General features: G+C 69.4%; 25 protein-coding genes and 1 tRNA gene. 15 read left to right on the top strand and 11 right to left on the bottom strand.

The window, feature by feature from the left end:
* Positions 1–68: 68 nt before the first annotated feature.
* Together IFU30_RS16575 and IFU30_RS16570 are read right to left on the bottom strand one after the other, a co-directional pair.
* A complete protein-coding gene (locus IFU30_RS16575) occupies positions 69–1331 on the bottom strand; it encodes an acyl-CoA dehydrogenase family protein (protein ID WP_192006178.1) in 1263 nt (420 codons plus the stop codon).
* Positions 1328–2803, bottom strand: coding sequence for an NtaA/DmoA family FMN-dependent monooxygenase (locus tag IFU30_RS16570; RefSeq protein ID WP_192006176.1), 1476 nt, complete (start codon positions 2801–2803; stop codon positions 1328–1330). The genes IFU30_RS16575 and IFU30_RS16570 overlap by 4 nt, the downstream gene beginning before the upstream one ends.
* 191 nt (positions 2804–2994) lie before the next feature.
* Between IFU30_RS16570 and IFU30_RS16565 the strand changes: the two genes are divergently transcribed.
* The 5 genes from IFU30_RS16565 to IFU30_RS16545 all read left to right on the top strand — a co-directional run bounded on the left by IFU30_RS16565 (position 2995) and on the right by IFU30_RS16545 (position 5571).
* Positions 2995–3531, top strand: coding sequence for a TetR/AcrR family transcriptional regulator (locus tag IFU30_RS16565; protein ID WP_086475328.1), 537 nt, complete (start codon positions 2995–2997; stop codon positions 3529–3531).
* Entirely contained in the window at positions 3528–3890 is a 363-nt protein-coding gene (locus tag IFU30_RS16560) for a DMT family transporter (RefSeq protein WP_192006174.1), read from the top strand. The genes IFU30_RS16565 and IFU30_RS16560 overlap by 4 nt, the downstream gene beginning before the upstream one ends.
* A complete protein-coding gene (locus IFU30_RS16555) occupies positions 3887–4213 on the top strand; it encodes a DMT family transporter (protein ID WP_071260538.1) in 327 nt (108 codons plus the stop codon). Before IFU30_RS16560 ends, IFU30_RS16555 begins: the two co-directional genes overlap by 4 nt.
* 49 nt (positions 4214–4262) lie before the next feature.
* Positions 4263–4949 (top strand): GNAT family N-acetyltransferase, encoded by a 687-nt coding sequence (locus tag IFU30_RS20965; protein WP_192006172.1) that lies wholly within the window; start codon positions 4263–4265, stop codon positions 4947–4949.
* 106 nt (positions 4950–5055) lie between these two features.
* Complete coding sequence (locus IFU30_RS16545) at positions 5056–5571, top strand: hypothetical protein (protein ID WP_137244090.1); 516 nt, start codon at positions 5056–5058, stop codon at positions 5569–5571.
* Positions 5572–5625: 54 nt separating this feature from the next.
* Here IFU30_RS16545 and IFU30_RS16540 read toward each other — a convergent pair whose 3' ends face one another.
* The 5 genes from IFU30_RS16540 to IFU30_RS16520 all read right to left on the bottom strand — a co-directional run bounded on the left by IFU30_RS16540 (position 5626) and on the right by IFU30_RS16520 (position 10111).
* On the bottom strand, positions 5626–6432 hold the full coding sequence (locus tag IFU30_RS16540; RefSeq protein WP_192006170.1) for an ABC transporter permease: 807 nt from the start codon (positions 6430–6432) through the stop codon (positions 5626–5628).
* The gene (locus IFU30_RS16535) at positions 6429–7265 is read right to left on the bottom strand and encodes an ABC transporter ATP-binding protein (RefSeq protein WP_192006168.1); all 837 of its coding nucleotides are present in this window, start codon (positions 7263–7265) and stop codon (positions 6429–6431) included. The genes IFU30_RS16540 and IFU30_RS16535 overlap by 4 nt, the downstream gene beginning before the upstream one ends.
* Positions 7266–7491: 226 nt before the next feature.
* Positions 7492–7854, bottom strand: a complete 363-nt coding sequence (locus IFU30_RS16530) for a DUF1048 domain-containing protein (RefSeq protein ID WP_192006166.1) — start codon at positions 7852–7854, stop codon at positions 7492–7494.
* A gap of 2 nt (positions 7855–7856) precedes the next feature.
* Complete coding sequence (locus IFU30_RS16525) at positions 7857–8186, bottom strand: PadR family transcriptional regulator (RefSeq protein WP_079706510.1); 330 nt, start codon at positions 8184–8186, stop codon at positions 7857–7859.
* A 224-nt stretch (positions 8187–8410) separates the two neighbouring features.
* Positions 8411–10111 (bottom strand): hypothetical protein, encoded by a 1701-nt coding sequence (locus IFU30_RS16520; RefSeq protein ID WP_192006164.1) that lies wholly within the window; start codon positions 10109–10111, stop codon positions 8411–8413.
* Positions 10112–10420: 309 nt separating this feature from the next.
* Between IFU30_RS16520 and IFU30_RS16515 the strand changes: the two genes are divergently transcribed.
* Positions 10421–10493 (top strand) — tRNA-Arg (locus IFU30_RS16515).
* 136 nt (positions 10494–10629) lie between these two features.
* On the opposite strand, the gene IFU30_RS16510 is transcribed toward IFU30_RS16515, so the two are convergent.
* The 3 genes from IFU30_RS16510 to IFU30_RS16500 all read right to left on the bottom strand — a co-directional run bounded on the left by IFU30_RS16510 (position 10630) and on the right by IFU30_RS16500 (position 11980).
* Positions 10630–11406 (bottom strand): HNH endonuclease family protein, encoded by a 777-nt coding sequence (locus IFU30_RS16510; RefSeq protein ID WP_192006162.1) that lies wholly within the window; start codon positions 11404–11406, stop codon positions 10630–10632.
* 68 nt (positions 11407–11474) lie between these two features.
* Positions 11475–11735, bottom strand: a complete 261-nt coding sequence (locus tag IFU30_RS16505; protein WP_192006160.1) for a type II toxin-antitoxin system RelE family toxin — start codon at positions 11733–11735, stop codon at positions 11475–11477.
* Positions 11732–11980 carry a type II toxin-antitoxin system Phd/YefM family antitoxin gene (locus IFU30_RS16500; protein WP_064296825.1) on the bottom strand — a complete coding sequence of 83 codons (249 nt, stop codon included), beginning with the start codon at positions 11978–11980 and terminating at the stop codon, positions 11732–11734. Before IFU30_RS16500 ends, IFU30_RS16505 begins: the two co-directional genes overlap by 4 nt.
* A gap of 275 nt (positions 11981–12255) precedes the next feature.
* Here IFU30_RS16500 and fdhA point away from each other — a divergent pair, with 275 nt between their 5' ends.
* From fdhA to IFU30_RS16455, 9 genes are all read left to right on the top strand, one after another.
* Entirely contained in the window at positions 12256–13476 is a 1221-nt protein-coding gene (gene fdhA, locus IFU30_RS16495) for a formaldehyde dehydrogenase, glutathione-independent (RefSeq protein WP_192006158.1), read from the top strand.
* A 322-nt stretch (positions 13477–13798) separates the two neighbouring features.
* Positions 13799–14833: a helix-turn-helix transcriptional regulator gene (locus IFU30_RS16490; RefSeq protein ID WP_197977605.1), complete on the top strand. Its 1035-nt coding sequence runs from the start codon at positions 13799–13801 to the stop codon at positions 14831–14833.
* A 168-nt stretch (positions 14834–15001) separates the two neighbouring features.
* The gene (locus IFU30_RS16485) at positions 15002–15421 is read left to right on the top strand and encodes an Asp23/Gls24 family envelope stress response protein (protein ID WP_085513765.1); all 420 of its coding nucleotides are present in this window, start codon (positions 15002–15004) and stop codon (positions 15419–15421) included.
* On the top strand, positions 15418–15606 hold the full coding sequence (locus IFU30_RS16480; RefSeq protein ID WP_064296821.1) for a DUF2273 domain-containing protein: 189 nt from the start codon (positions 15418–15420) through the stop codon (positions 15604–15606). The genes IFU30_RS16485 and IFU30_RS16480 overlap by 4 nt, the downstream gene beginning before the upstream one ends.
* The gene (locus IFU30_RS16475) at positions 15603–15956 is read left to right on the top strand and encodes a hypothetical protein (protein WP_192006156.1); all 354 of its coding nucleotides are present in this window, start codon (positions 15603–15605) and stop codon (positions 15954–15956) included. The genes IFU30_RS16480 and IFU30_RS16475 overlap by 4 nt, the downstream gene beginning before the upstream one ends.
* On the top strand, positions 15953–16528 hold the full coding sequence (locus tag IFU30_RS16470; protein WP_192006154.1) for a hypothetical protein: 576 nt from the start codon (positions 15953–15955) through the stop codon (positions 16526–16528). The genes IFU30_RS16475 and IFU30_RS16470 overlap by 4 nt, the downstream gene beginning before the upstream one ends.
* A complete protein-coding gene (locus tag IFU30_RS16465) occupies positions 16528–17130 on the top strand; it encodes a hypothetical protein (protein WP_192006152.1) in 603 nt (200 codons plus the stop codon). The genes IFU30_RS16470 and IFU30_RS16465 overlap by 1 nt, the downstream gene beginning before the upstream one ends.
* An 84-nt stretch (positions 17131–17214) precedes the next feature.
* Positions 17215–18555: an Asp23/Gls24 family envelope stress response protein gene (locus IFU30_RS16460; RefSeq protein ID WP_192006150.1), complete on the top strand. Its 1341-nt coding sequence runs from the start codon at positions 17215–17217 to the stop codon at positions 18553–18555.
* A gap of 1 nt (position 18556) precedes the next feature.
* A complete protein-coding gene (locus IFU30_RS16455) occupies positions 18557–18970 on the top strand; it encodes a hypothetical protein (protein ID WP_192006148.1) in 414 nt (137 codons plus the stop codon).
* 71 nt (positions 18971–19041) lie between these two features.
* On the opposite strand, the gene IFU30_RS16450 is transcribed toward IFU30_RS16455, so the two are convergent.
* Positions 19042–19332 (bottom strand): DUF1905 domain-containing protein, encoded by a 291-nt coding sequence (locus IFU30_RS16450; protein ID WP_192006146.1) that lies wholly within the window; start codon positions 19330–19332, stop codon positions 19042–19044.
* Positions 19333–19498 lie beyond the last annotated feature (166 nt).

Below are 19498 nucleotides of genomic sequence, written 5' to 3'. Positions count from 1 at the left end.
GGTTCGGCCCCTGCGCCTGTCGACGGGTGGTTCCTGAGCCTGTCGAAGGGCGGGACCGGTGCAGCGGCCTAGGTGTAGAGCGAGATCGGCTGCAGCTCGCCGTTCAGGTGGTTCGCGCCGACTTCGAGCTTCTTGTAGTCGACCGGGTCGTGGAGGGAGTGCGTGCGCACGTTCCGCCAGAACAGGTCGAGCCCCACGGAGGCCTTCGCCGAGCTGGAGCCGGTGACCTCGAAGATGCGGTTCGCGACCTCGATGCCGAGCTCGGTGGAGACGACCTTGAGCTTGGCGATCTCGATGGCGATGGCGCCGCGGTCCTCCGCGGTCACGTCCGCTCCCCGCTCGATGATGCGGTCGAAGCGGGCGTTCGTGCGGTCGGCGAGCGCCTCGACGGCGGCGATCGACGACACGAACTCGCCGACGACGCGCTGGACGAACGGGTCGTCGCGGTAGGTCTCGGCGTGGCTGAGGAACCAGGCGTTCTTCCGCGCCCGGACGAGCTCGGTGCCCTGCGCGAGCGCGCCCTCCGCGATGCCCAGGTAGAGGTTGCCGAAGGCGAGCTGGATGCCGGGCGTCACGAGAGAGGAGAACGGTTCGTCACCGACGGTGCCGAGGATGTCCGCCTGCTCGACGAGGACGTCCTCGAACCGCACGGAACCCGACGCGGAGAGCCGCTGGCCGAGCGCGTCCCAGTCGCCGAGGTAGGTGATGCCCGCGCGGTCGTGGTCGAGGACGAACTGGAAGATCGTGCCGTCGTGGTCGCCACCGCGGACGACCGCGTTGACGAGGATGACGTCGCCGGCCGAGGCGCCCGTCGAGAACCGCTTGAGGCCGTTGAGGCGGAACGCGTCGCCGTCCTGGGTGAGCGAGAGGTCGGGGTCCGTCGGGTTCACGGAGTCGCCCCAGATCCACCGACCCTCCACGGTCTTGCGGTGCCACTCGGCCTGCGTGGCCGGGTCGGCGGTGAAGCCGATGTTGCCGGCGTTGATGTAGTGGTAGGCGAGCAGCTGGCCGATGGAGGCGTCCACGCGCGACAGGATGCGGACGACCCGGAAGGCGCTCTCCCAGTGGCCGCCACCCCCACCGAACTCGGCGGGGTCGAGCAGGTTGACGAGGCCCGATTCGCGGAGGAGGTCGAGCTCGGTGGTCGGGTCGAGGTTCGCGCGGTCGCGTTCGAGGACGTCGACCGCGAGCTTGGTGGCGACCTCGGTAGCGACGGCGTCCCAGTGCGCGAGCTCGGCGTCGTCGGCGGTGCCGGACCAGTGGGTGCGCCCTTCGGGGACCGGCTGCCCGGTCCCTGAGCCTGTCGAAGTGTCGGTCAGCTCGATGCTCATGCGGAAGCTCCTTGAGTGGCGTAGGCGTTGTCGTCTGCCGCGTCGGCGGTGTCGGTGTCGAAGAGGGAGGGTGCGGTGTCGTCGGCGGCGGACGGCTGCCCGACGTACGCACCGCGGTACTGGTGGGCCGGGTGCCACTCGGGCACGACGGGGGAGCCGGTCCCGTTGAGGCGGCCGCGGAGGGTCCCCTCCGGGTACTCGTCCCAGACCCGGCCACGGCGACGCAGCTCGGGCACGAGCAGGTCGACGACGGCCTCGAAGGTGCCGGGCGTGATGACGTAGGCGAGGTTGAAGCCGTCGGTCCCGGCGACGTCGATCCACCGCTCGATCTCGTCGGCGACCGTCGCGGCGCTACCGACGAACACCGGCCCGATGCCGCCGATGCCGATGTAGTGGGCGATGTCGCGCGGCGTCCACTCGCGCCCCGGGTCGGCGAGCGTGAAGATCGCGAGCGCCGAGCGGGCGGCGTCGGTGTCGACGTACTTGAGCGGCTTGTCGGGGTCGAAGGACGAGAGGTCGAGGCCGGACCAGCCGCCGTAGAGGGTGAGGGCGCCGTCGAGCGAGATGTACTGCTGGTACTCCTCGTACTTCGCCTGCGCCTCCTCGTCGGTCTCGGCGACGATCGCCGTGGCGAGGGTGAGGATCTTCACGCTGTCGCGCGGGCGTCCGAGGGCCTCGGCGCGGTCGCGGATGTCGTCGGTCGTCTTGCGGGTCAGCTCCGGGACGAGCCCGTTGATGAACACCGCTTCGCCGTGGGTGGCCGCGAACTGGCGACCGCGGGCCGAGGCGCCGGCCTGGAAGATGACGGGGGTGCGCTGCGGCGACGGTTCCGAGAGGTGGATGCCGGGCACCTGGAAGTGCTCGCCGCGGTGGTTGATGGGGTGCACCTTCGTTGGGTCGGTGTAGACGCCGTTCTCCCGGTCGATGACGACCGCGTCGTCCTCCCACGAGCCCTCCCACAGTTTGTAGGTGACGTCGAGGAACTCCTCGCCGATGCCGTAGCGGTCGTCGTGCTTGATCTGGGTGGTGAGGCCGAGGTTGCGGGCGGCGGAGTCGAGGTAGGAGGTGACGACGTTCCAGCCGACGCGCCCCTTCGTGAAGTGGTCGAGCGTCGAGAAGCGGCGGGCGAGGGCGTACGGCAGCTCGTAGGTGGACGCGACGGTGACGCCGAAGCCGAGGTGCTCAGTCGCCTTCGCCATGGCCGACACCTGGATGATCGGATCGCCGACGGGCAGCTGCGCCGAGTCGATGAGCGCGGGCGCCGAGGAGTGACGGTAGACGTCGTAGATGCCGACGACGTCCGCGATGAACAGGGCGTCGAAGGTGCCCCGCTCGAGGAGCTTGGCGAGGTCGATCCAGTAGTCGATGTCGTTGTAGCGGTGCGCCTGGTTGTCGGGGTGCTTCCACAGGCCGGGCGCCTGATGGGTCACGCAGCTCATGTCGAACGCGTTGAGGATGATGCGCTTGCTCACAGGGATACCACCGGGTCGTCTCGTCGAGGCTGGGTCCGACGGCGATCACGGCGCCGTCCAGCACGACGGTACTCGGGGGCCCGGGTGCTCGCGAGGGGCCCGAAACAGAGCGTCACATGGGCCGCCGAGCGTCCGTTCCTCACGGTTCCTTCCCAGAGTTACTTTACCTTACGTAAGGTAAAGTAACTCCCATGAGACCCAGTGCGCGGAACGAGATCCTCGATGCGGCCGTCCGCGTCGTCGACGCCTCCGGAGAGGCCGACATCACCTACGAGGCGGTGGCGCAGGAGGTCGGTCTGACGAAGGCCGGCCTGCGCTACCACTTCCCCTCACGGGACGCGATGATGATCGCGGTGATCGAGCACGTCGTCGCCCGCTGGCAGCGCGAGCTCGTGGAGGAGCTGGGGGCGCCACTCGAGACGTCGACGCTCGAGGAGCGGGTGCGGGCCTTCGTCGCCTTCGCCGGGGAGGGCGGTGCGAGCCAGGGCGAGTTCGTCGTCTTCGCCGAGGCGGTCAGGCGTCCCGAACTCGCCGCTCCCTGGCTCGAGTACCTCCGCACCTGGTTCGGGTTCGGCGAGGACACCGATTCCACCTCCCTCCTGCTGGTCTGGTTGGCGGCGAACGGCCTCTGGATCGCCGAGGCGACCGGCATCCTCGACGTCGGCCGCGACCAGCGCGCCGACCTCGTCTCGCGACTCCTGGCCCTCGCTGGAGGTGAAGCCCGATGAAGAAGTGGCTGATCCTCTCCGCCGCCATCCTGCTGGAGGTCACGGCGACCCTCTCGCTCCGTGGCGCCATCGAGAACCCCTGGTGGTCGATCCTCGCGGTGGCCGGATACGCGGGCGCGTTCGTCGCCCTGTCGCTCCTGCTCCGTATGGGGGTGCCGATCGGGGTGGTCTACGGCATCTGGGCCGCTGCGGGCGTCGCGCTCACCGCGGTGCTCGCGTCGCTCGTGTTCGGCGAGCAGTTCACGTTCACGATCGGACTCGGCATCGCGATCGTGATCGCCGGCGTCGTGCTCGTTGAGACAGGCCACGCGCCGGAGTCGCCGACGCCCGTCGCGACGAACGAGGAGGTCGGCGCATGACCTGGTTGCTTCTGGCCGGTGCCATCGTCACCGAGGTCGCCGCGACGCTCTCCCTGCGCGCCTCGGAAGGCCTGCGGAAGAAGCGGTGGATCGCTCCCGTCGCCGTGTTCTACGTGACCGCCTTCGGGTTGCTGACCATCGCACTCGCGAACGGGATGCCCGTCGGGATCGCCTACGGGATCTGGGCCGCCTGCGGGGTCGCCCTCACGGCCATCGGTGCGCGCGTGCTCTTCAAGGAGAAGCTGACGCCGAAGATGATCGTCGGCATCGGCCTGATCGCGGTCGGTGTCCTCGTCATCGAGCTCGGTTCCCAGGCGCACTGACCCGCGCAGGTCGTCGCCCCACACTCACTCTCCGCCCGAAAGGAAACGCGTGTTCACCATCGCTCCCGCCTCGCCCGCCGACCTCGAGGAGGCCGCGGCCGTGCTCGCGACCGCCTTCCGACAGGACACGGTCACCTCGACGCTCGTCTCCGGTTCCGATCGTGAGCGCCGGCTCGCCCTCCTCTTCGAGGCGATGCTGTGCTCGGGTGCGGCATCGAGTGGCCGCGTCGACCTCGCTCGCCGGGACGCCGACGGCGTCGTCCTCGGTGTCGCCGTCTGGGAGACGCCGGACGCCCGCCACTCCGTGCTCGACCAGGTGCGGCAGCTGCCGAGGTTCGCCCGTGCGCTGGGGCTGCGCGGCCTTCCGCGAGCCATGCGCCTGCAGCGGACTCTCGCGCTGCACCGTCCGGCCGAACCGCACTGGTACCTCGCACAGATCGGCGTCGGCGACGGCGCTCGCGGGGCCGGTGTCGGGGGTGCGCTCCTCGAGTCACGCCTGCGCGCCATCGACGCCGCCGGCCTCCCCGTGTACCTGGAGTCGTCGAACGAGCGCAATCGCGCGCTGTATCGGCGAAGCGGTTTTCGGAGCATCGCCTCCATCATGGGCATCCCGGGCGTGACGCCGGCTGCGATGTGGCGGGAGGCCGCACGGTCCGCTCCTGCGTCGACCGTCTCGGCGTCGACGGACAGGAGTGGATCGGTGGCCGTTGACGCTGGACTCCCGTCGCCGGCCTGACCGTGGCTTGACGAGGTGGGGAGCGGTCCCCATTGAAGGGATGTCGGGTCTGCGGCATCCTCGTCCTGGGCGAACCGCCCGGAATCGACAGCCTTGGGGGGCTCCTGTGGACAGCAACGTGCTCGCGATCATCGCCATTCTCGTCCTGCTCGCCATCGTCGGGCTGGGGGTGTTGAAGGGACTCGGGCGCCGGAAGATCCGGGAGGCCGGCGAGAGCAAGCAGGCCAGGATCCCCGCGACCCTGCAGGAGTTCGGTCGCTCCGTCATCCTCGGGACCGACACCGCCGGTGCGGTCGCGCTCATCGAGGCCCTGCCGAAGAGCCGGTTGAAGTCCCTGCGTCCGGGCGTCTGGGGCCTCAATCAGATCTCGAAGGAGGACGCGGTGATCGAGGTGTGGCCCGCGGGTTCCGGCGCTGAGGTGCTGGTCACCTCGCTGGAGGAGAACTTCGGGTTCCCGCAGGGGCTCGACGGCTGGCAGCGCTTCACCGGTCAATTGGAGGCCGCTGCGACGGCGCAGGGTGTCTCCGTCCAGCGTGGCGCGCGGGCCTTCCAGTACCAGCCGGCACCCGCGAACTCCCTCGACCGCGCGCACTGGGTGCTCGCGAAGGTCGTCGCGCAGTAGTGCTGCCGGTCGCTCGACGAGTCCGCTGAGGCGGTCGCCGACTCGCCGCCGCGGTCACGCCAGGCGTCGCCGGTAGACGAGCGTCGCGAACCCGTACGCGACCACGAGCAGCCCGACGCACCACGCGAGCGCGATCCAGATCTCGCCGCCGACGGCCTCGGCTGCCAACAGTCGTCGGATGGTGTCGACGATCGAGGTGACGGGCTGGTGCTCGGCGAACCAGCGCACCGGGCCCGGCATCGTGTCGGTCGGGACGAACGCCGAGCTGATGAAGGGCAGGAAGATCAGCGGGTAGGCGAACGCACCCGCACCGTCGGGACTCTTCGCCGCGAGCCCGGCGATCACGGCGACCCAGGTCAGCGCGAGGGTGAACAGAGCCAGGATCCCGACGACGCCGAGCCAGGCGAGCGGACCGGCCGGGGATCGGAACCCCATCACCAGGGCGACCGCCACGACGATGACGAGCGACAGGCCGTTGGAGACCAGCGACGTGAGCACGTGCGCCCAGAGGATCGCCGATCGTGAGATCGGCATGGAGTGGAACCGCTGGAAGACACCGCTCTGCAGATCGGTGTACAAGCGGAGCGCCGTGTACGCGATGCCGGAGGCGATCGTGATGAGCAGGATGCCCGGGAGCAGGTAGGTGACGTAGGTGTCGGTGCCCGTCGCCAGGGCTCCGCCGAAGACGTAGGTGAACAGGAGCATCAGGGCGATCGGGGTGATCGTGACCGTGATGATCGTGTCGAGACTGCGCGTGATGTGCCGCATGGATCGACCCGTCAGGACACTCGTGTCGCTGAGGAGGTGCGAGCGTCGTCGGGCGACGGCGGGACGGGCTGTGGGTGCTGTGAACATGGTCATGATTGCTCCCTGTCGGTGTCGGAGTGCGTCGTGGAGATGTCGTTCCGGGCGTCGCGATGGCCGATGATGGCGAGGAACACGTCCTCGAGGCTGGGCTGCTTCTCGACGTACTCCACCGCGGCCGGCGGCAGGAGTCGCTTGAGTTCAGACAGGGTCCCGTTCGCGATGATGCGGCCCTCGTGGAGGATGGCGATGCGGTCGGCGAGGTGCTCTGCCTCGTCGAGGTACTGGGTGGTCAGGAGGACGGTGGTGCCGTGTCCGGCGAGCTCCGTGATGACGTCCCAGACCTCGAGTCGTGCTTCCGGGTCGAGCCCCGTGGTGGGCTCTTCGAGGAAGACGACCGAGGGGTCTCCCACGAGGCTCATGGCGATGTCGAGGCGGCGCCGCATCCCGCCCGAGTAGGTGCCCGCTCGTCTGGTGCCGGCATCGGTGAGGGAGAACCGCGCGAGGAGTTCGTCGGCGATCCGTTTCGGCTGCGGGAGGTGACGGAGTCGGGCGACGAGGACGAGGTTCTCGCGCCCGGAGAGGGTGTCGTCGACGGCGGCGAACTGGCCGGTCAAGCTGATCGTCTCCCGCACCCGGGCGGCTTGCGAGACGGCGTCGAACCCACTGACCTGTGCGGTGCCGCCGTCTCCGCGGAGCAGTGTCGAGAGGATGTTGACGACGGTGGTCTTGCCGGCGCCGTTGGAGCCGAGCAGGGCGAAGATGCTGCCGCGTTCGACGTCGAGGTCGACGCCGCGCAGGACGTCGAGTGTGCCGAAGGACTTGGTGAGTCCGCGGAGGTGGATCGCGGATGTCGGCGCAGTGGCGGGTGGTGCGGTGGTCGTGGGCATGGTGTCCGGCCTTTCGGGGTCGCTGATGGACGCGCTCGGAGGGGCGCGAGGTGCGGGTGGAGTGGCCGCCGAGGCGGTCGCGGATGGGCGCGACGAACAGCGCTACCCAGGCGCGGTGTCGATGGTCGATGGTTGCGGCGTCGACCTGGTGCCTGTGGTGCGGTCTGCGGTAGGAGGTGCGGTGTGCCCGGCTCTGCGGATGGTCAGTGCGGTGGCGTCGGGGAGGTCAGCGAGGGTCGCTGCCGGGACCGGTGCCGTGCGCAGCGGCGTCGATCGCGCTCGTGAGGCGTGCGCGTTCCTTGAGGATCCACTCGCCGGGTGCGTAGTTGCGGATGAGTTCCTCGATGAACTCGATCGGGTCCTCGCCGACGATGCTGCGGACCGGCATGTCGTTGGCTGCGGCCTCTTCGAAGAGCTCGGTGAGGTTGTCGAGGAGTGGGAGCAGGTTCGTGCTGCGCGCGGAGGCGAAGTAGTACACGTAGTGCTCGAGCGCCTCGACGGTCGTCCGGTAGTTGGGCGGAAGCGCCCGGGTGCGTGCGCGGAACCGCTTGTATTGGCGTTTCTCCTCGATCATGCGGCTGAGGAACATGGTCAGGACCTTTCGTCTCGGAGCTGTTCGAGTCGCTCGGACAGGAAGCTCCAGGTGTTCCAGAACTCGGCGAGATAGCGCTCGCCGTCGGGGTTGAGGGCGTACACCTTGCGGGGTGGGCCCTTCTCGGAGGGGCGCTTCTCGATGCTGACGAGCCCCTTCTGCTCGATCCGGACGAGGATCGCGTAGATGGTGCCTTCGGCGATGTCGGTGAAGCCCTTGTCGCGCAGGCGGGCGGTGATCTCGTAGCCGTAGGCGGGGGAGCCGGCGAGCAGCGCCAGGACGATGCCTTCGAGCGTCCCCTTGAGCATCTCGGTCATCTGCTTCGCCATGGCACTCCTTGCCGACTACTGAGTGATACTAGGTACTGGTAGATAGTAACACTGAGTACCGGTTGCGCAAGGGGTGTTTTCGACCCAGGTTTGCGGGATCTCGTCCGGCGCCTGAGTCTGTCGAAAGCGGTGGATCCCTTTTCTGGTCCCTGAGCTTGTCGAAGGGCTGGGTGTCTTCTACCGGTCACTGAGCTTGTCGAAGGGTCCGTCGACCGCCCGCTCGCCTACAGGTTCCCGAGGTACGCCAGGCGCTCGCCGCCGAGCTCGATCGCCAGCGCCCGCTGCCGCTTGACCCGCCGCCAGCGCACGATGAACAGCACCGTCCCGACAGCCGTGAGCACGAGGCTGACGCCGAGCATGATCGGCCCGGTCGCGCCGAGCTCCTCCGGGTCGACGGAGAGGAGGGCGCCCGCGAGGACACCGACGCCGCCGAGGCAGGTGCCGGCGTACGCTCCGGCTGCGAACAGGCGCGACGCGGGGATCGGGCCGAGGAAGTGCTGCAGGAGCACCGGCGGGAGTCCGCGGCGGCGTTGTTCCGGGCCGCGTCGGTCGAGCCAGTCAAGGGAGAACTGCTGGGCGATGTGGAGCTCGCGTGCCCGCGCGATGCCACCGACGATCCACGCGACGAACGCGAGCAGAGCACAGCCGACCACGGCGACGGCGACGAGCGCGTTCGCGTCGGACGGCAGGAGGCGGTCGATGACCCCTTCCGCGATGGCCGCCCCGAAGATCGCGAGCAAGCCGATCCCGGCGAGCCCGATGAGAATCCGGTCGCAGACCTTCCGGAGGGTGCGTGCGCCGACCGTCTCCGGGATCGGTTGCAGGTGGACGACGTCGTCGTCGTCCGCGAGCCAGGACCGCACCCGAGCCTGGTCCTGTGGCGGAATCCACGACGGCAACTCGCGTCCGTCGTCCGGGTCGCCGCGCTCCGCATCCCGATCGCCGCGCTCCGCATCCCGATTGCCGAGCGCCCCGTTCCGGTCACCGAGCTTGTCGAGGTGCACTCGGTCGATGAGCTGCTCCGCGGCCAGCCGGGCCGGGTCGTCCGGTCGACGGAACCGGTCGTCGTCCGTGTCGTCGTCGACCGCCGTCGTCTCGTCCTCCTCCGCGACGACCGACCCGTACTGCGGCGCAGGCGGCACGAGGGGAGTGGGGTTCGGGGCGTCAGGCGCCGCTGGAGCCACGTCCTGATGCGCGCGCACGACCTCCTCCACTGCGCCCTGTGCGGCCCGCATCGCTTCGTCCCGGATGCTCCGGCCGAGCGGCCCCGCGGCCTGGACCACCGCGTCGAGCAGCTTCACGTCGCCGGTGGACTCCGCCACGGCGATGCAGTCGCCGATGAACCCGCGTCGACCGATCGCGACGTCCGAGCCCTTCCCGGCGAGGGATCGCGAGATGCGTTCCCGGCCGACGTCGAGCGGATCCTGACCGGTGTCATCGGGGATGCCGCTGCCGGCGATGAGCGCGACGAGTGGCACGAGGTCCGACGTGGGGAGGCTGCGAAGCCAGCCGCCGTTCATGATGATGCGGGCGCGTGCGCCGGTGTCGGTCGTGAGTCGCAGGCTGAGGGCCGGCGTGGTCGCGGCGGGATTGCGGGTGAGGAGCTCGCCGCTCACGATCGAGCGGAGCGGGACCGTCTGGCCGCCGAGGAGGGCTGTGCCGCGGACGGCGTCGACACTGACCGGGCGGAAGGCGGCCCGGAGGTAGGACAGGCAGATGCCGGCGGTGAGGAGGAAGAAGGCCGGAATGACGATGAGCGCCGTGGGTGCGATGTCGAAGATGCCGTCGATGACGGTTCCGGTGATCCAGCCGAGGACGGTGGCGAGGATGCCCGACAGGATGACGATGAGGACGAGGTTCGCCCTGACGGGATGGCGGCCGATCATGGTGAAGCCGTCGTTCGTCGGTCCTGGTGCTGCGCTCACATCGTCCTCTCGGCAGGTGGTCGCATCGACTGTTCCATGTCGGCGCCCGTCGTGTCGATGGGGAGGACTCCTGTGGTCCCGGGCGGCACCCGCCCCCTGAACCACCTCCTCCGGTCCCTGAGCCACTTCCTCCGGTCCCTGAGCCACCTCCTCCGGTCCCTGAGCCACTTCCTCCGGTCCCTGAGCTTGTCGAAGGGCGTTCCCCTCTCCGGCCCGTACCCCTCGCAGCACGATTCGCGTCTTCGGCTTCCGTGTTGTAGGCTCTACTTCGGCCTGCCGAGCCGAAGTTCTCTTCTCTCAGCAAGCAATGCGCCCGTAGCTCAACGGATAGAGCATCTGACTACGGATCAGAAGGTTGGGGGTTCGAATCCCTTCGGGCGCACGTTTCGAAAAGCGGTCCACTTCGGTGGGCCGCTTTTTTCGTCCCGCCTGACAGCAGGATATTGGCGCGAGAACCGGATGGAATTGCGGGAAACCTCCGGTTCTCGGGCGGATGTCCTGCTGTGGTGCAGGGGGAGCTACGCCCGGCAGCTGTCCAGCGTGCCCGTGAGCGCCTGGCGGTCGGCGTCGTCGACCGTGAGGTCGTATGCCATCAGCACGAGCGCGAACCGAGCCGCGTACTCGCAGTGCGAGGCGGCCGAGGGCGGCATCCAATCGCCGGGGCCGGAGTCCGACTTCGAGGAGTTCGTGGCGCCGTCGACGGCCTGCAGGTTGATCGGGTCGTTCGCGAACTGCTCCCGCTGCTGCTCCGTCCACGTGTTCCCGCCGTGACGCCAACCCCACGCGAGCGGCACGACGTGATCGATCTGCACAAGCTGACTCGACCGCTCACCGCGCTGGAAGTCGATCGTCGACCCCGTGTAGAGGTCGTGCAGAACGCCGGTGAGGACGACGCAGTCGCGGGTCCCCGGCTTGAAGGTGACGTCGACGAGGTCGCGCGCGAGCACGTCATTGCGGGTGTCGCAGCCGTTGCGGTCGATGTCAGCCCAGCGCTGACCGAACCGGTCCCGGTCGTAACCGGTGGCCACCTGGGTCGCGGTGTCCACGTCGGCCAGCGCGTCTTCGACTGCGGTGACCGAGACGACCAACTGCCCGGACGCGTCCACGACAGCGAAGCCGGCGGCCTCGAGCGATGCCCGCGCGCTCGGGCTGACCGCCGCGGGCGTCGGCACGACGGATGTCGGCGTCGATGATCCTGGTCCGCCGAACACGATCCCGCCGTCGACCTGCGTTGCGACGAGCACCACGACGGCCGCAAGGAGCGCGACGAGCAACGCCAAGGGAGTCTTCTTCATGCTGGGTGCTCTCCTCGGGGTCTGCTCCACCAGCGTAGAGGTGGGCGCCGACACGAAGTCGCCGGACGTCAGCCCCGGTAGACGTCGCTCCGATGGCCGAGCGTGATGACGATAACGAGGAGCACACCGTCATCGATCGTGTACAAGATCCGATACCTGCCAACCCTGACTCGGAAGCCGGGGCGCCCCTGCAGCGCCGTTGCGCTCGGCGGGCGTGGGTTCTCCCCGAGCAGAGCGATCGCGGCCCGGATGCGTCGCTGGTCCTGATGGTCGATCCTGCGGAGCGCCTTGATCGCGGCCGGCCGCAGCTCGATGTCGTATCGACTCATTCCCAGCCGAGGTCGGCCTTCGCCTGCGCCCACGGGATGCTGTCGCCCTCCTCGGCCATCGCCGCGTCGAAGGCACGGGCGTCCTCGGCGTCTTCGAGCGCTTCCATCATCCGGTCGTACTGTTCGGGACTGATGATGACGGCCTCTGCACGCCCGCGACGCTCCACGAACACGGCTTCGGTGTGGGATCGCGCGATGAGCTCGGAGAACTTCGCGCGAGCTTCGGTGACGTTGATCCGGGACATGCCGCAAGTGTACGTTTTGGGCCTCCGTCTGTACATGTGGGATGACCGCGGCTTTGGAAAACGGCCTCCAGGCAGCCTAGACAAGGTGTGCGGACGACCGACGGCGCTCTCCACAGGGGTGCCCTTCGACAAGCTCAGGGACCGGCGGAGGTGTTCTCAGGGACCGGCGGAGGTGTTCTCAGGGACCGGGGGACTGCCGCTCGCGGCAGGGGCGGGATAGGGTCGAGCAGACACAGGGTGCCCCACGACGGGCGCCCGCGATCAAGGAGGATCACGTGTCAGGTAACAGAGCTGTCGCCTACAAAGCAGCGGGTGTCGTCGAGGTCATCGACATCGACTACCCCACCTTCGAGCTCAAGGACGGACCGGGGGTGAACCCGGCCAACGTCGGCCGGAAAGTCCCCCACGGCGCCATCCTCAAGACCGTAGCGACCAACATCTGTGGCTCCGACCAGCACATGGTCCGCGGCCGCACCACTGCACCGCCGAACCTCGTCCTCGGACACGAGATCACCGGTGAAGTCGTCGAGGTCGGACCGGACGTCGAGTTCATCAAGGTCGGCGACATCGTCTCGGTGCCCTTCAACATCGCCTGCGGCCGCTGTCGCAACTGCAAGGAGCGCAAGACCGGCATCTGCCTCAACGTGAACCCCGACCGCCCGGGCAGTGCCTACGGCTACGTCGACATGGGTGGCTGGGTCGGCGGCCAGGCCGAGTACGTGCTCGTGCCCTATGCGGACTGGAACCTCCTGAAGTTCCCGGACCGCGACCAGGCGCTCGAGAAGATCATGGACCTCACGATGCTCTCCGACATCTTCCCGACCGGCTTCCACGGTGCGGTGACGGCGGGCGTCGGTGTCGGCTCCACCGTCTACGTGGCAGGTGCGGGTCCCGTCGGCCTCGCTGCAGCGACCGGGGCCATGCTCCTCGGCGCTGCCGCGGTCATCGTCGGCGACATGAACGCCGACCGGCTGGCGCAGGCGCGGAGCTTCGGTTGCGAGACCGTCGACCTCACCAAGGGCGAGCCGGCGGAGCAGATCGAACAGATCCTCGGTATCCCGGAGGTCGACTGCGCGGTCGACGCCGTCGGCTTCGAGGCTCGTGGCCACGGCGGTGACGCGGGTCATGAAGCTCCGGCGACCGTGCTCAACTCGCTCATGGACATCACGGCGGCCGGCGGAGCGCTCGGCATCCCCGGGCTCTATGTGACGGGTGACCCGGGCGGCATCGACGAGGCCGCGAAGAAGGGCGCGCTGTCGCTGAGCCTCGGTACCGGCTGGGCGAAGTCGCTGTCGTTCACCACCGGTCAGTGCCCGGTCATGAAGTACAACCACGGCCTGATGATGGCGATCCTGCACGACAAGGTACACATCGCGAAGAACGTCAATGCGACCGCGATCACCCTCGAGGACGCCCCGCGCGGGTACGCCGAGTTCGATGCGGGGGCTGCGCAGAAGTTCGTCCTCAATCCGAACGGGTATCTGGACGCAGCGTAGGCGGCACTGCGACATCACCGAGAGCGCCCGTTGCGTCGTCTGGAGAGCTTCAGGATGACGGAACGGGCGCTTTCGGCTGCCCGTCGACAGGCTCAGGGACCGGGCGCCGGGGACGGATTCATGTCCTCACCGGGAGGTCCCGACTACTGAGTTTTCACCGAAACGCGTGCGGCGAGGCATCCGGTACGGCGTTGTCTGACGAACTGCTGAGTGAACCGTGAGATTCCCTCCTCTCGGTCCGTCTCTCCAATGACGCGGGAAACCGACGGGGCCATGGGGCCCGTCCCGCGACGAAGAGACCCCCACTCGCACAAGGACGACCATGCAACACTCCTTCCTCGCATCCGAATCAGATCCGGAGAGCGACTCCGACACCGGCCCGCTGCTCGGCAGTGCGGGCAGTATGGCGTCGACGGTTCCGATCCGCAGGGTCACGGTCAGCGGCGACGACCCGGCGGTCGCCCGGCAGAACTACGAGCGCGCCTACGACGGCAGCCGATTCACCGTCACCCGCGGCACCGAGCCGTTCTCGTTCCAGTGGGTGTCGATCGGCGACGACCGTGTCTCGCTCCGCACCGCGACGATGACCGGGCACGTCACCGGTGAGACCCCCGGCCTCACCGACTACGTGGTCTCGTGGGTCACGACCGGCGGCGGCTGGATCGTGCGTCGCGACGGCCAACGGATGGAGATCCCGCGACACCCGTTCGTCCTCCCGTTCCACCGGCCGTACACGGTGCACCTCACCCCGCATCGGCAGAACTCCGTGCTGTTCTCCGCACCGTACCTCGAGGACATCGCGACCGAGATCCACGCCGGCCCGAGTCAAGCGGTGTCCTTCGACCTCGAGGCGACGCCGACACCCGAGGCGATCGAGCGCTGGCGCGTGGCGCTGAACGCCTCCACCCCGGTACTCACCGACGAGACGGCCCCTCCGCTGCTGCGCATGAACGCCCAGCGACCGCTCGCCCTCGCGCTGCTGCAGCTCGCACCGTGGGCGGTGGTCGACCTGCCGGAGCCGCTCCGCGAGCCCTCGATGGCGCGCACCCGCCTCGCGGTCGAATACCTGCACCACCACGCGGCGGAGCCCATCACGCCCGCCGACGCGGCGAAGGCGGCCGGGCTGCACACGAGGACGCTGCAGCTCCACTGCCGTCGCGAGCTCGGCATGTCGCCCACCGCCTACCTGCGCGACATCCGCCTCGACCGCACCCGGCGCGAGCTCGCCGACAGCTCGCCGCAGGAGACCACGGTCGGCGAGGTCGCGAAGCGGTGGGGGTTCGTCCACCTCGGCCGCTTCGCCTCCGCCTACCGGAACCGCTTCGGCGAGGGCCCGAGCCAGACCCTCCGCGCCTGATCGACGAGTAGCGAATATCCAGAAACTGAGTGCTTCGCGACGAAAAGGAGATCGACCGTGAGGATCGGGCGTGACGCGCAGTCTCATAGATGTCGCCCGGAACACGGGCACCGCGACCGGACACCCGGAGCGTGAAACCGCAGTACCAGCCACCGAAGGAGCAACACCATGTCGAACACCACCGACACCGCCAACCACGCAGCCACCGCCTCCACGGGCAAGAACGTCATCGCCGACGGCGTCGTCCAGAAGGTCGCCGGCATCGCAGCCCGCGAGGTCCCCGGCGTGCACGACCTCGGCGGCGGAGCAGCTCGCGCCATCGGCGCCATCCGCAACGCCATCAACGCCCAGGACCGCGGTCAGGGCGTCTCGGTCGAGGTCGGCGAGAAGCAGGTCGCCGCTGACATCGTGATCGTCGCCGAGTACCCCGTCGACCTCCAGCGCGTCGCGGACGACGTCCGTCGCAGCGTCACCGACGCGATCTCGAACGTCGTGGGTATGGACGTCACCGAGGTCAACGTCACCGTCTCCGACGTCCACATCCCGTCGGACGACGACAACGACGCTGACGAGAGCCGCGTCCAGTGACCACGACCGATCGCGGCATCCTCGTCGGTGCCGTCCTGGCACTGGCTGCCGTCGCATTCGGGTTCTGGAGCATGATCCTCGTCGCGCTGTTCATGCTGATCGGATTCGGCATCGGACGCGTTCTCGAGGGCAAGCTCGACCTGCGCGGTGTCGCCGACGCGCTCCGCGGGCGGCGGTCGTCGTGACCGCGGCGGTGACGGCCGAACAGGCCGTGCATGGTCGCAACACGATCAGCTCCCGCGCCGTGCGTCGCGTCGTGTCTGCCGTCACCGCGGAGGAACTCGGTGTGCGGGCGTCGGAGGTCTCGGTCGAGCTCTCCGACGCCCAGGGGGCCCTCACGGTCACCGCGAGCACGCCCATCCACGTGTCGCCGCTCGGCGCCGGATCCCGGACCTCGGGAACCGTCCTCGAACGCCTGGCACGCGCACAGACCAGCATCCGTGAGCGGTGCCTGGATCTGACCGGGTCGACGATCGGACGCGTCGACCTCCACATCACGGGCGCGAAGCTCGAAGACCGAAGGAGGGTGTTGTGAGCACCCCAGCCCTGTACCGCCGCGCGGTGCGTCGCGAGACCCACTCGCCGCGGTCGACGCTTGCAATCACGATCGCGATCATCCTCGCGCTCGTGCTCGCCTGGCTCGGCACCGAATCGGTCCTGGCCGCGATCGGGCAGCCGGCGCTCCTCGTCGCACCGAAGGACATCGTCACCGCGGTGCTCACCGCGGCGACCGCTCCGGCCCCCCTGCTCGTCGCCATCGGCGCGGTCGCGGCGATCATCGGCCTCGTGCTGATCGTCCTGTCGCTGGCCCCCGCCCGCCAAGGGCGTCGCGGGTCGATCGCCGCCCGCACCGCGGCCGTCGTGGACGACCGCGTGATCGCGCAGTCGCTCGCCCGCGTCGCCTCGTACGCCGGTGACATCGACCCCTCGCAGGTGAGTGTCAGCGTCGGCGCCAGGAGTGCCCGCGTCGACGTCACGCCGACGAGCGGCCGACGCGTCGACCAGCGCGAGATCCAGCAGGCCGTGGACGCGGAGGTCGCGTCCTACGACTACCGGCCGGCGCTCCGCGCCAGGGTCCGCGTGAGCAGCAAGGGAACGGTGGCCTGATGAACTCCACGAATCGATTCCTCAACCGGTTCTTCATCTTCGTCGTGGGACTCGTCGTCCTCGCGGCCGGTGCGGCCCTGTCCGCGGGCGCGCTCCTGCCGGACGTGCAGCGGACGATCAGCGAGAACGCCGAGCGAGCCGTCGGACCGACGAACGACACGATCGACGCCCAGCCGTGGATCCTGTGGGTCTCGGCGGTCGTCGCGCTGCTGCTCATCCTGGTCATCCTCTGGTTCGTGTTCCGGCAGGGCCGCGGGCACACCGGAACGCTGCTGCAGGTCGACGAGCAGCGGACGAAGGACACCCCGACCGGAGGTCGCGTCGTGCTCGACGTGAAGGTCGCCGAGCAGGTCCTCGAGGAGGCGATCGGGCGCAACCCCGACGTGGTCTCCGTCGACGTCACCGGCTTCCGGATCCGCAAGCAGTCCACGCTGCGCCTCACCGCACACGCCCGTCGCGACGCCTCGCCCGTTCAGCTGCGGCGCGACATCGAGGCGGCCATCCACGAGTGGGACGGCGTCCTCGGGACGTCCACCCCGGTGGTCATCCAGATCGTCAGCGGACTGCGCACGCGGCTCGCCAGCACGAACCGGGTCGTCTGACCCGACACCCCGCGGTGCCGCCTCGGCACCCGAATCGACAGCAGTAGGACCGATGCACCGCCGACGCGGTGCGAGGAGGATCGCATGAGCGACGACACGAAGCACCCGGACCAGCACCACATCCCCACCCCGGCCGAGGTCCGGGCTGAGCACCCGACGGTGCTCGTGCCCGCGCATCCGGATGACGAGGTCCGCCGCATCGAATCGCACGACGGCGAGCACGTGGGCCGGACCGCGTCTGCTCCTGGATCGGTCGCTGCGGCGGACACGACGGTCCCTGGATCAGCGGCCGGTGGACCGGCTGTGACCGACTCGGTCTCCGACGAGACGCCGACGGTGACGGTGTCTGTGTCTGAGCCGGTGGCTTCGCCGGAACCGGCGGACGCACCGGTGGTCGAGCTCGACGCCGGCCGGCGACGTGAGCAGGAGGCCGAAGAACTCGCCCAGGTCATCGCCACGACGGCCGAGACGGTCCCCGGTGTGCACGCCCTCGGTTCCCCGACGCCCCGCGCCATCGACAGCGCCCGCACCCGCCTGCTCGGTCGCACCGCCGTCCCCGGCGTCAACGTCCTCGCCGACGACGACGTGCTGAGCGTCGAGGTCTCACTGGTGGCCGAGTACCCGGCCAGCATCGACGAGGTCGCGGACACCGTCCGTGCCGACGTCGCGGCGGCGCTGGAAGCTCGACACCCGGGACCGGTCGACATCGACATCACGGTCACCGACATCCACGGGCCGTTCGACCCGATCGAGCCTGATCCGGGGGAGGCGATCGACGACGCCACGGCGGCCATCGGTGACGCCACGTCCGCGGCGGGTGCCGCGATCGGCGATGCGGCGGAGGCCGCCGGAGACGCGTTGGATCACGCCAAGGGCGCTGCGTCGGACGCGGTGGACTCGGCGCGAGCTGGAGCAGCCGACCTGGCCGACGCGGCCAGTGACGCGGTGGAGCAGCGGACCGGCCGGTCCGAGGGTGCCGACGGCCGGTCGCTGGGGAACGAGCAGCCGGGCGCGGCCGCCAGCGCAGACGGCGAGTCCGTGGCCGACGGCGACGTCGTCGGCGAACCGATCGACCCGGCGGCGTCGGACTCCTCCGACGACGTGTCGGAGGAACTCGCTGAGGCCGCCCGCCAGCTGGCCACCGCGGCCGACTCGCTCGCGACCGTCGCCGAAGAAGTGACGCACGGTGCCGACCCGAACCTCGCCGACCCTGAGCCCGCCACGGCTGCCGACGCGATCCAGGTCGCTCCAGCGGAAGAGCCTGCCGCAACGAGCCCGGATGCCGACCTGGTTTCGGCCCCCGAGCCCGCCGACGATGACACGCACGACCAGCCTGCGCCGAAGACCGCTGACGTCGACGAGGCGGCGGACGCTCCCGCCGAGGCCACGGCCGTCCAAGCTGCTACGCCGACGAAGGAGCAGTGACATGCCGCTCTTCAGCCGGACCACGTCGTACGGCGCCCGCCCTCGTCCGCGTGCCGTGTGGGCGGCCGCGATCACGGGGGTCGTCCTCCTCATCCTGATCGTCGTCGGGGTGCTGATCCCGATCCTCGGGCTCATCGGTGCGGCCGACGGCGCGACGGTCGGTGCGCTCAACGTCCCGGTCGGTGGCATCGTGGTCGCGCTCCTCATCGGGTACGTCCTCGCGCTGCTGTTCCTGCTCGGGTGCGTCCGCAGCCGTAACGGCGCACTCTCCTGGGTGCTGGCCGTCGCGGCGGTGATCTCGGCGCTCCTCGTGTCGCTGTGGCCGCTGCTGGCGGTCGCCTTCGCGGGCGTCGACCAGGCATCGGACGTGGTGCCGTTCATCCAGGACCTCATCCGCCGGGTCACGGGCGGCTGAGCACAGGAGATCCGCGAGGCAGCAGGAGGTCCTCCCTCAGGATCTCCTGCTGTCGCGCGGATCTCCTGTTCTCAGCTCAGGCGGCGGGTGAGGTGGACGTCGACGATGTCGCCGATGTCCTTGCCGAGACGCTTCCGGAGCTTCGCGCTGATGGACAGCATGTGACCACCGGAGCCGGTCGGCATGAGCCCGACGTTCGGGAGGTCGACACCGTCGACGGTCGCATCGACACGGACGGACTTGCCGGTGCCGAAGAACTCGGCCGAGCCGGGCATCTCGACGCAGGACCAGACGTCGCCCTTCACGTCGACGCCGATCGGCGCGGTGAAGCGGTGATCGAGCTCGGTCGGTTCGATGGCCATCGGTGGTGCCCCTCATCGGTCGTGGTCGGCGGGGCCATTGTCGCGGCTGAGTCCGACCCGTGGCAAGGACGGGACCATCCCTGGTCCGGCCCTTCGACAGGCTCAGGGACCGCTTGTCGAAGGGGCCTCAGAAGCACTCGGCCCCTCGGCAGGCTCGCGGGGAGCG

It is taken from the genome of Plantibacter sp. CFBP 8798 (genome assembly GCF_014841195.1).
In the GTDB taxonomy this organism is placed as follows: domain Bacteria; phylum Actinomycetota; class Actinomycetes; order Actinomycetales; family Microbacteriaceae; genus Plantibacter; species Plantibacter auratus.
Note: the sequence above shows the minus strand (reverse complement) of the source record. Positions and strands in the feature narration are given on the sequence as shown.

Excerpts from the sequence above, each read along its gene's own strand:
- IFU30_RS16530 (WP_192006166.1), bottom strand. The coding sequence starts at position 7,854 with ATGTTCCTCAGCCGCATGATCGAGGAGAAACGCCAATACAAGCGGTTC.
- IFU30_RS16490 (WP_197977605.1), top strand. The coding sequence starts at position 13,799 with ATGCAACACTCCTTCCTCGCATCCGAATCAGATCCGGAGAGCGACTCC.
- IFU30_RS16535 (WP_192006168.1), bottom strand. The coding sequence starts at position 7,265 with ATGCCCACGACCACCGCACCACCCGCCACTGCGCCGACATCCGCGATC.
- IFU30_RS16510 (WP_192006162.1), bottom strand. The coding sequence starts at position 11,406 with ATGAAGAAGACTCCCTTGGCGTTGCTCGTCGCGCTCCTTGCGGCCGTC.
- IFU30_RS16565 (WP_086475328.1), top strand. The coding sequence starts at position 2,995 with ATGAGACCCAGTGCGCGGAACGAGATCCTCGATGCGGCCGTCCGCGTC.
- IFU30_RS16555 (WP_071260538.1), top strand. The coding sequence starts at position 3,887 with ATGACCTGGTTGCTTCTGGCCGGTGCCATCGTCACCGAGGTCGCCGCG.
- IFU30_RS16540 (WP_192006170.1), bottom strand. The coding sequence starts at position 6,432 with ATGACCATGTTCACAGCACCCACAGCCCGTCCCGCCGTCGCCCGACGA.
- IFU30_RS16500 (WP_064296825.1), bottom strand. The coding sequence starts at position 11,980 with ATGTCCCGGATCAACGTCACCGAAGCTCGCGCGAAGTTCTCCGAGCTC.
- IFU30_RS16505 (WP_192006160.1), bottom strand. The coding sequence starts at position 11,735 with ATGAGTCGATACGACATCGAGCTGCGGCCGGCCGCGATCAAGGCGCTC.
- IFU30_RS16560 (WP_192006174.1), top strand. The coding sequence starts at position 3,528 with ATGAAGAAGTGGCTGATCCTCTCCGCCGCCATCCTGCTGGAGGTCACG.
- IFU30_RS16455 (WP_192006148.1), top strand. The coding sequence starts at position 18,557 with ATGCCGCTCTTCAGCCGGACCACGTCGTACGGCGCCCGCCCTCGTCCG.
- IFU30_RS16465 (WP_192006152.1), top strand. The coding sequence starts at position 16,528 with ATGAACTCCACGAATCGATTCCTCAACCGGTTCTTCATCTTCGTCGTG.
- IFU30_RS16575 (WP_192006178.1), bottom strand. The coding sequence starts at position 1,331 with ATGAGCATCGAGCTGACCGACACTTCGACAGGCTCAGGGACCGGGCAG.
- IFU30_RS16450 (WP_192006146.1), bottom strand. The coding sequence starts at position 19,332 with ATGGCCATCGAACCGACCGAGCTCGATCACCGCTTCACCGCGCCGATC.
- IFU30_RS16485 (WP_085513765.1), top strand. The coding sequence starts at position 15,002 with ATGTCGAACACCACCGACACCGCCAACCACGCAGCCACCGCCTCCACG.
- IFU30_RS16460 (WP_192006150.1), top strand. The coding sequence starts at position 17,215 with ATGAGCGACGACACGAAGCACCCGGACCAGCACCACATCCCCACCCCG.
- IFU30_RS16525 (WP_079706510.1), bottom strand. The coding sequence starts at position 8,186 with ATGGCGAAGCAGATGACCGAGATGCTCAAGGGGACGCTCGAAGGCATC.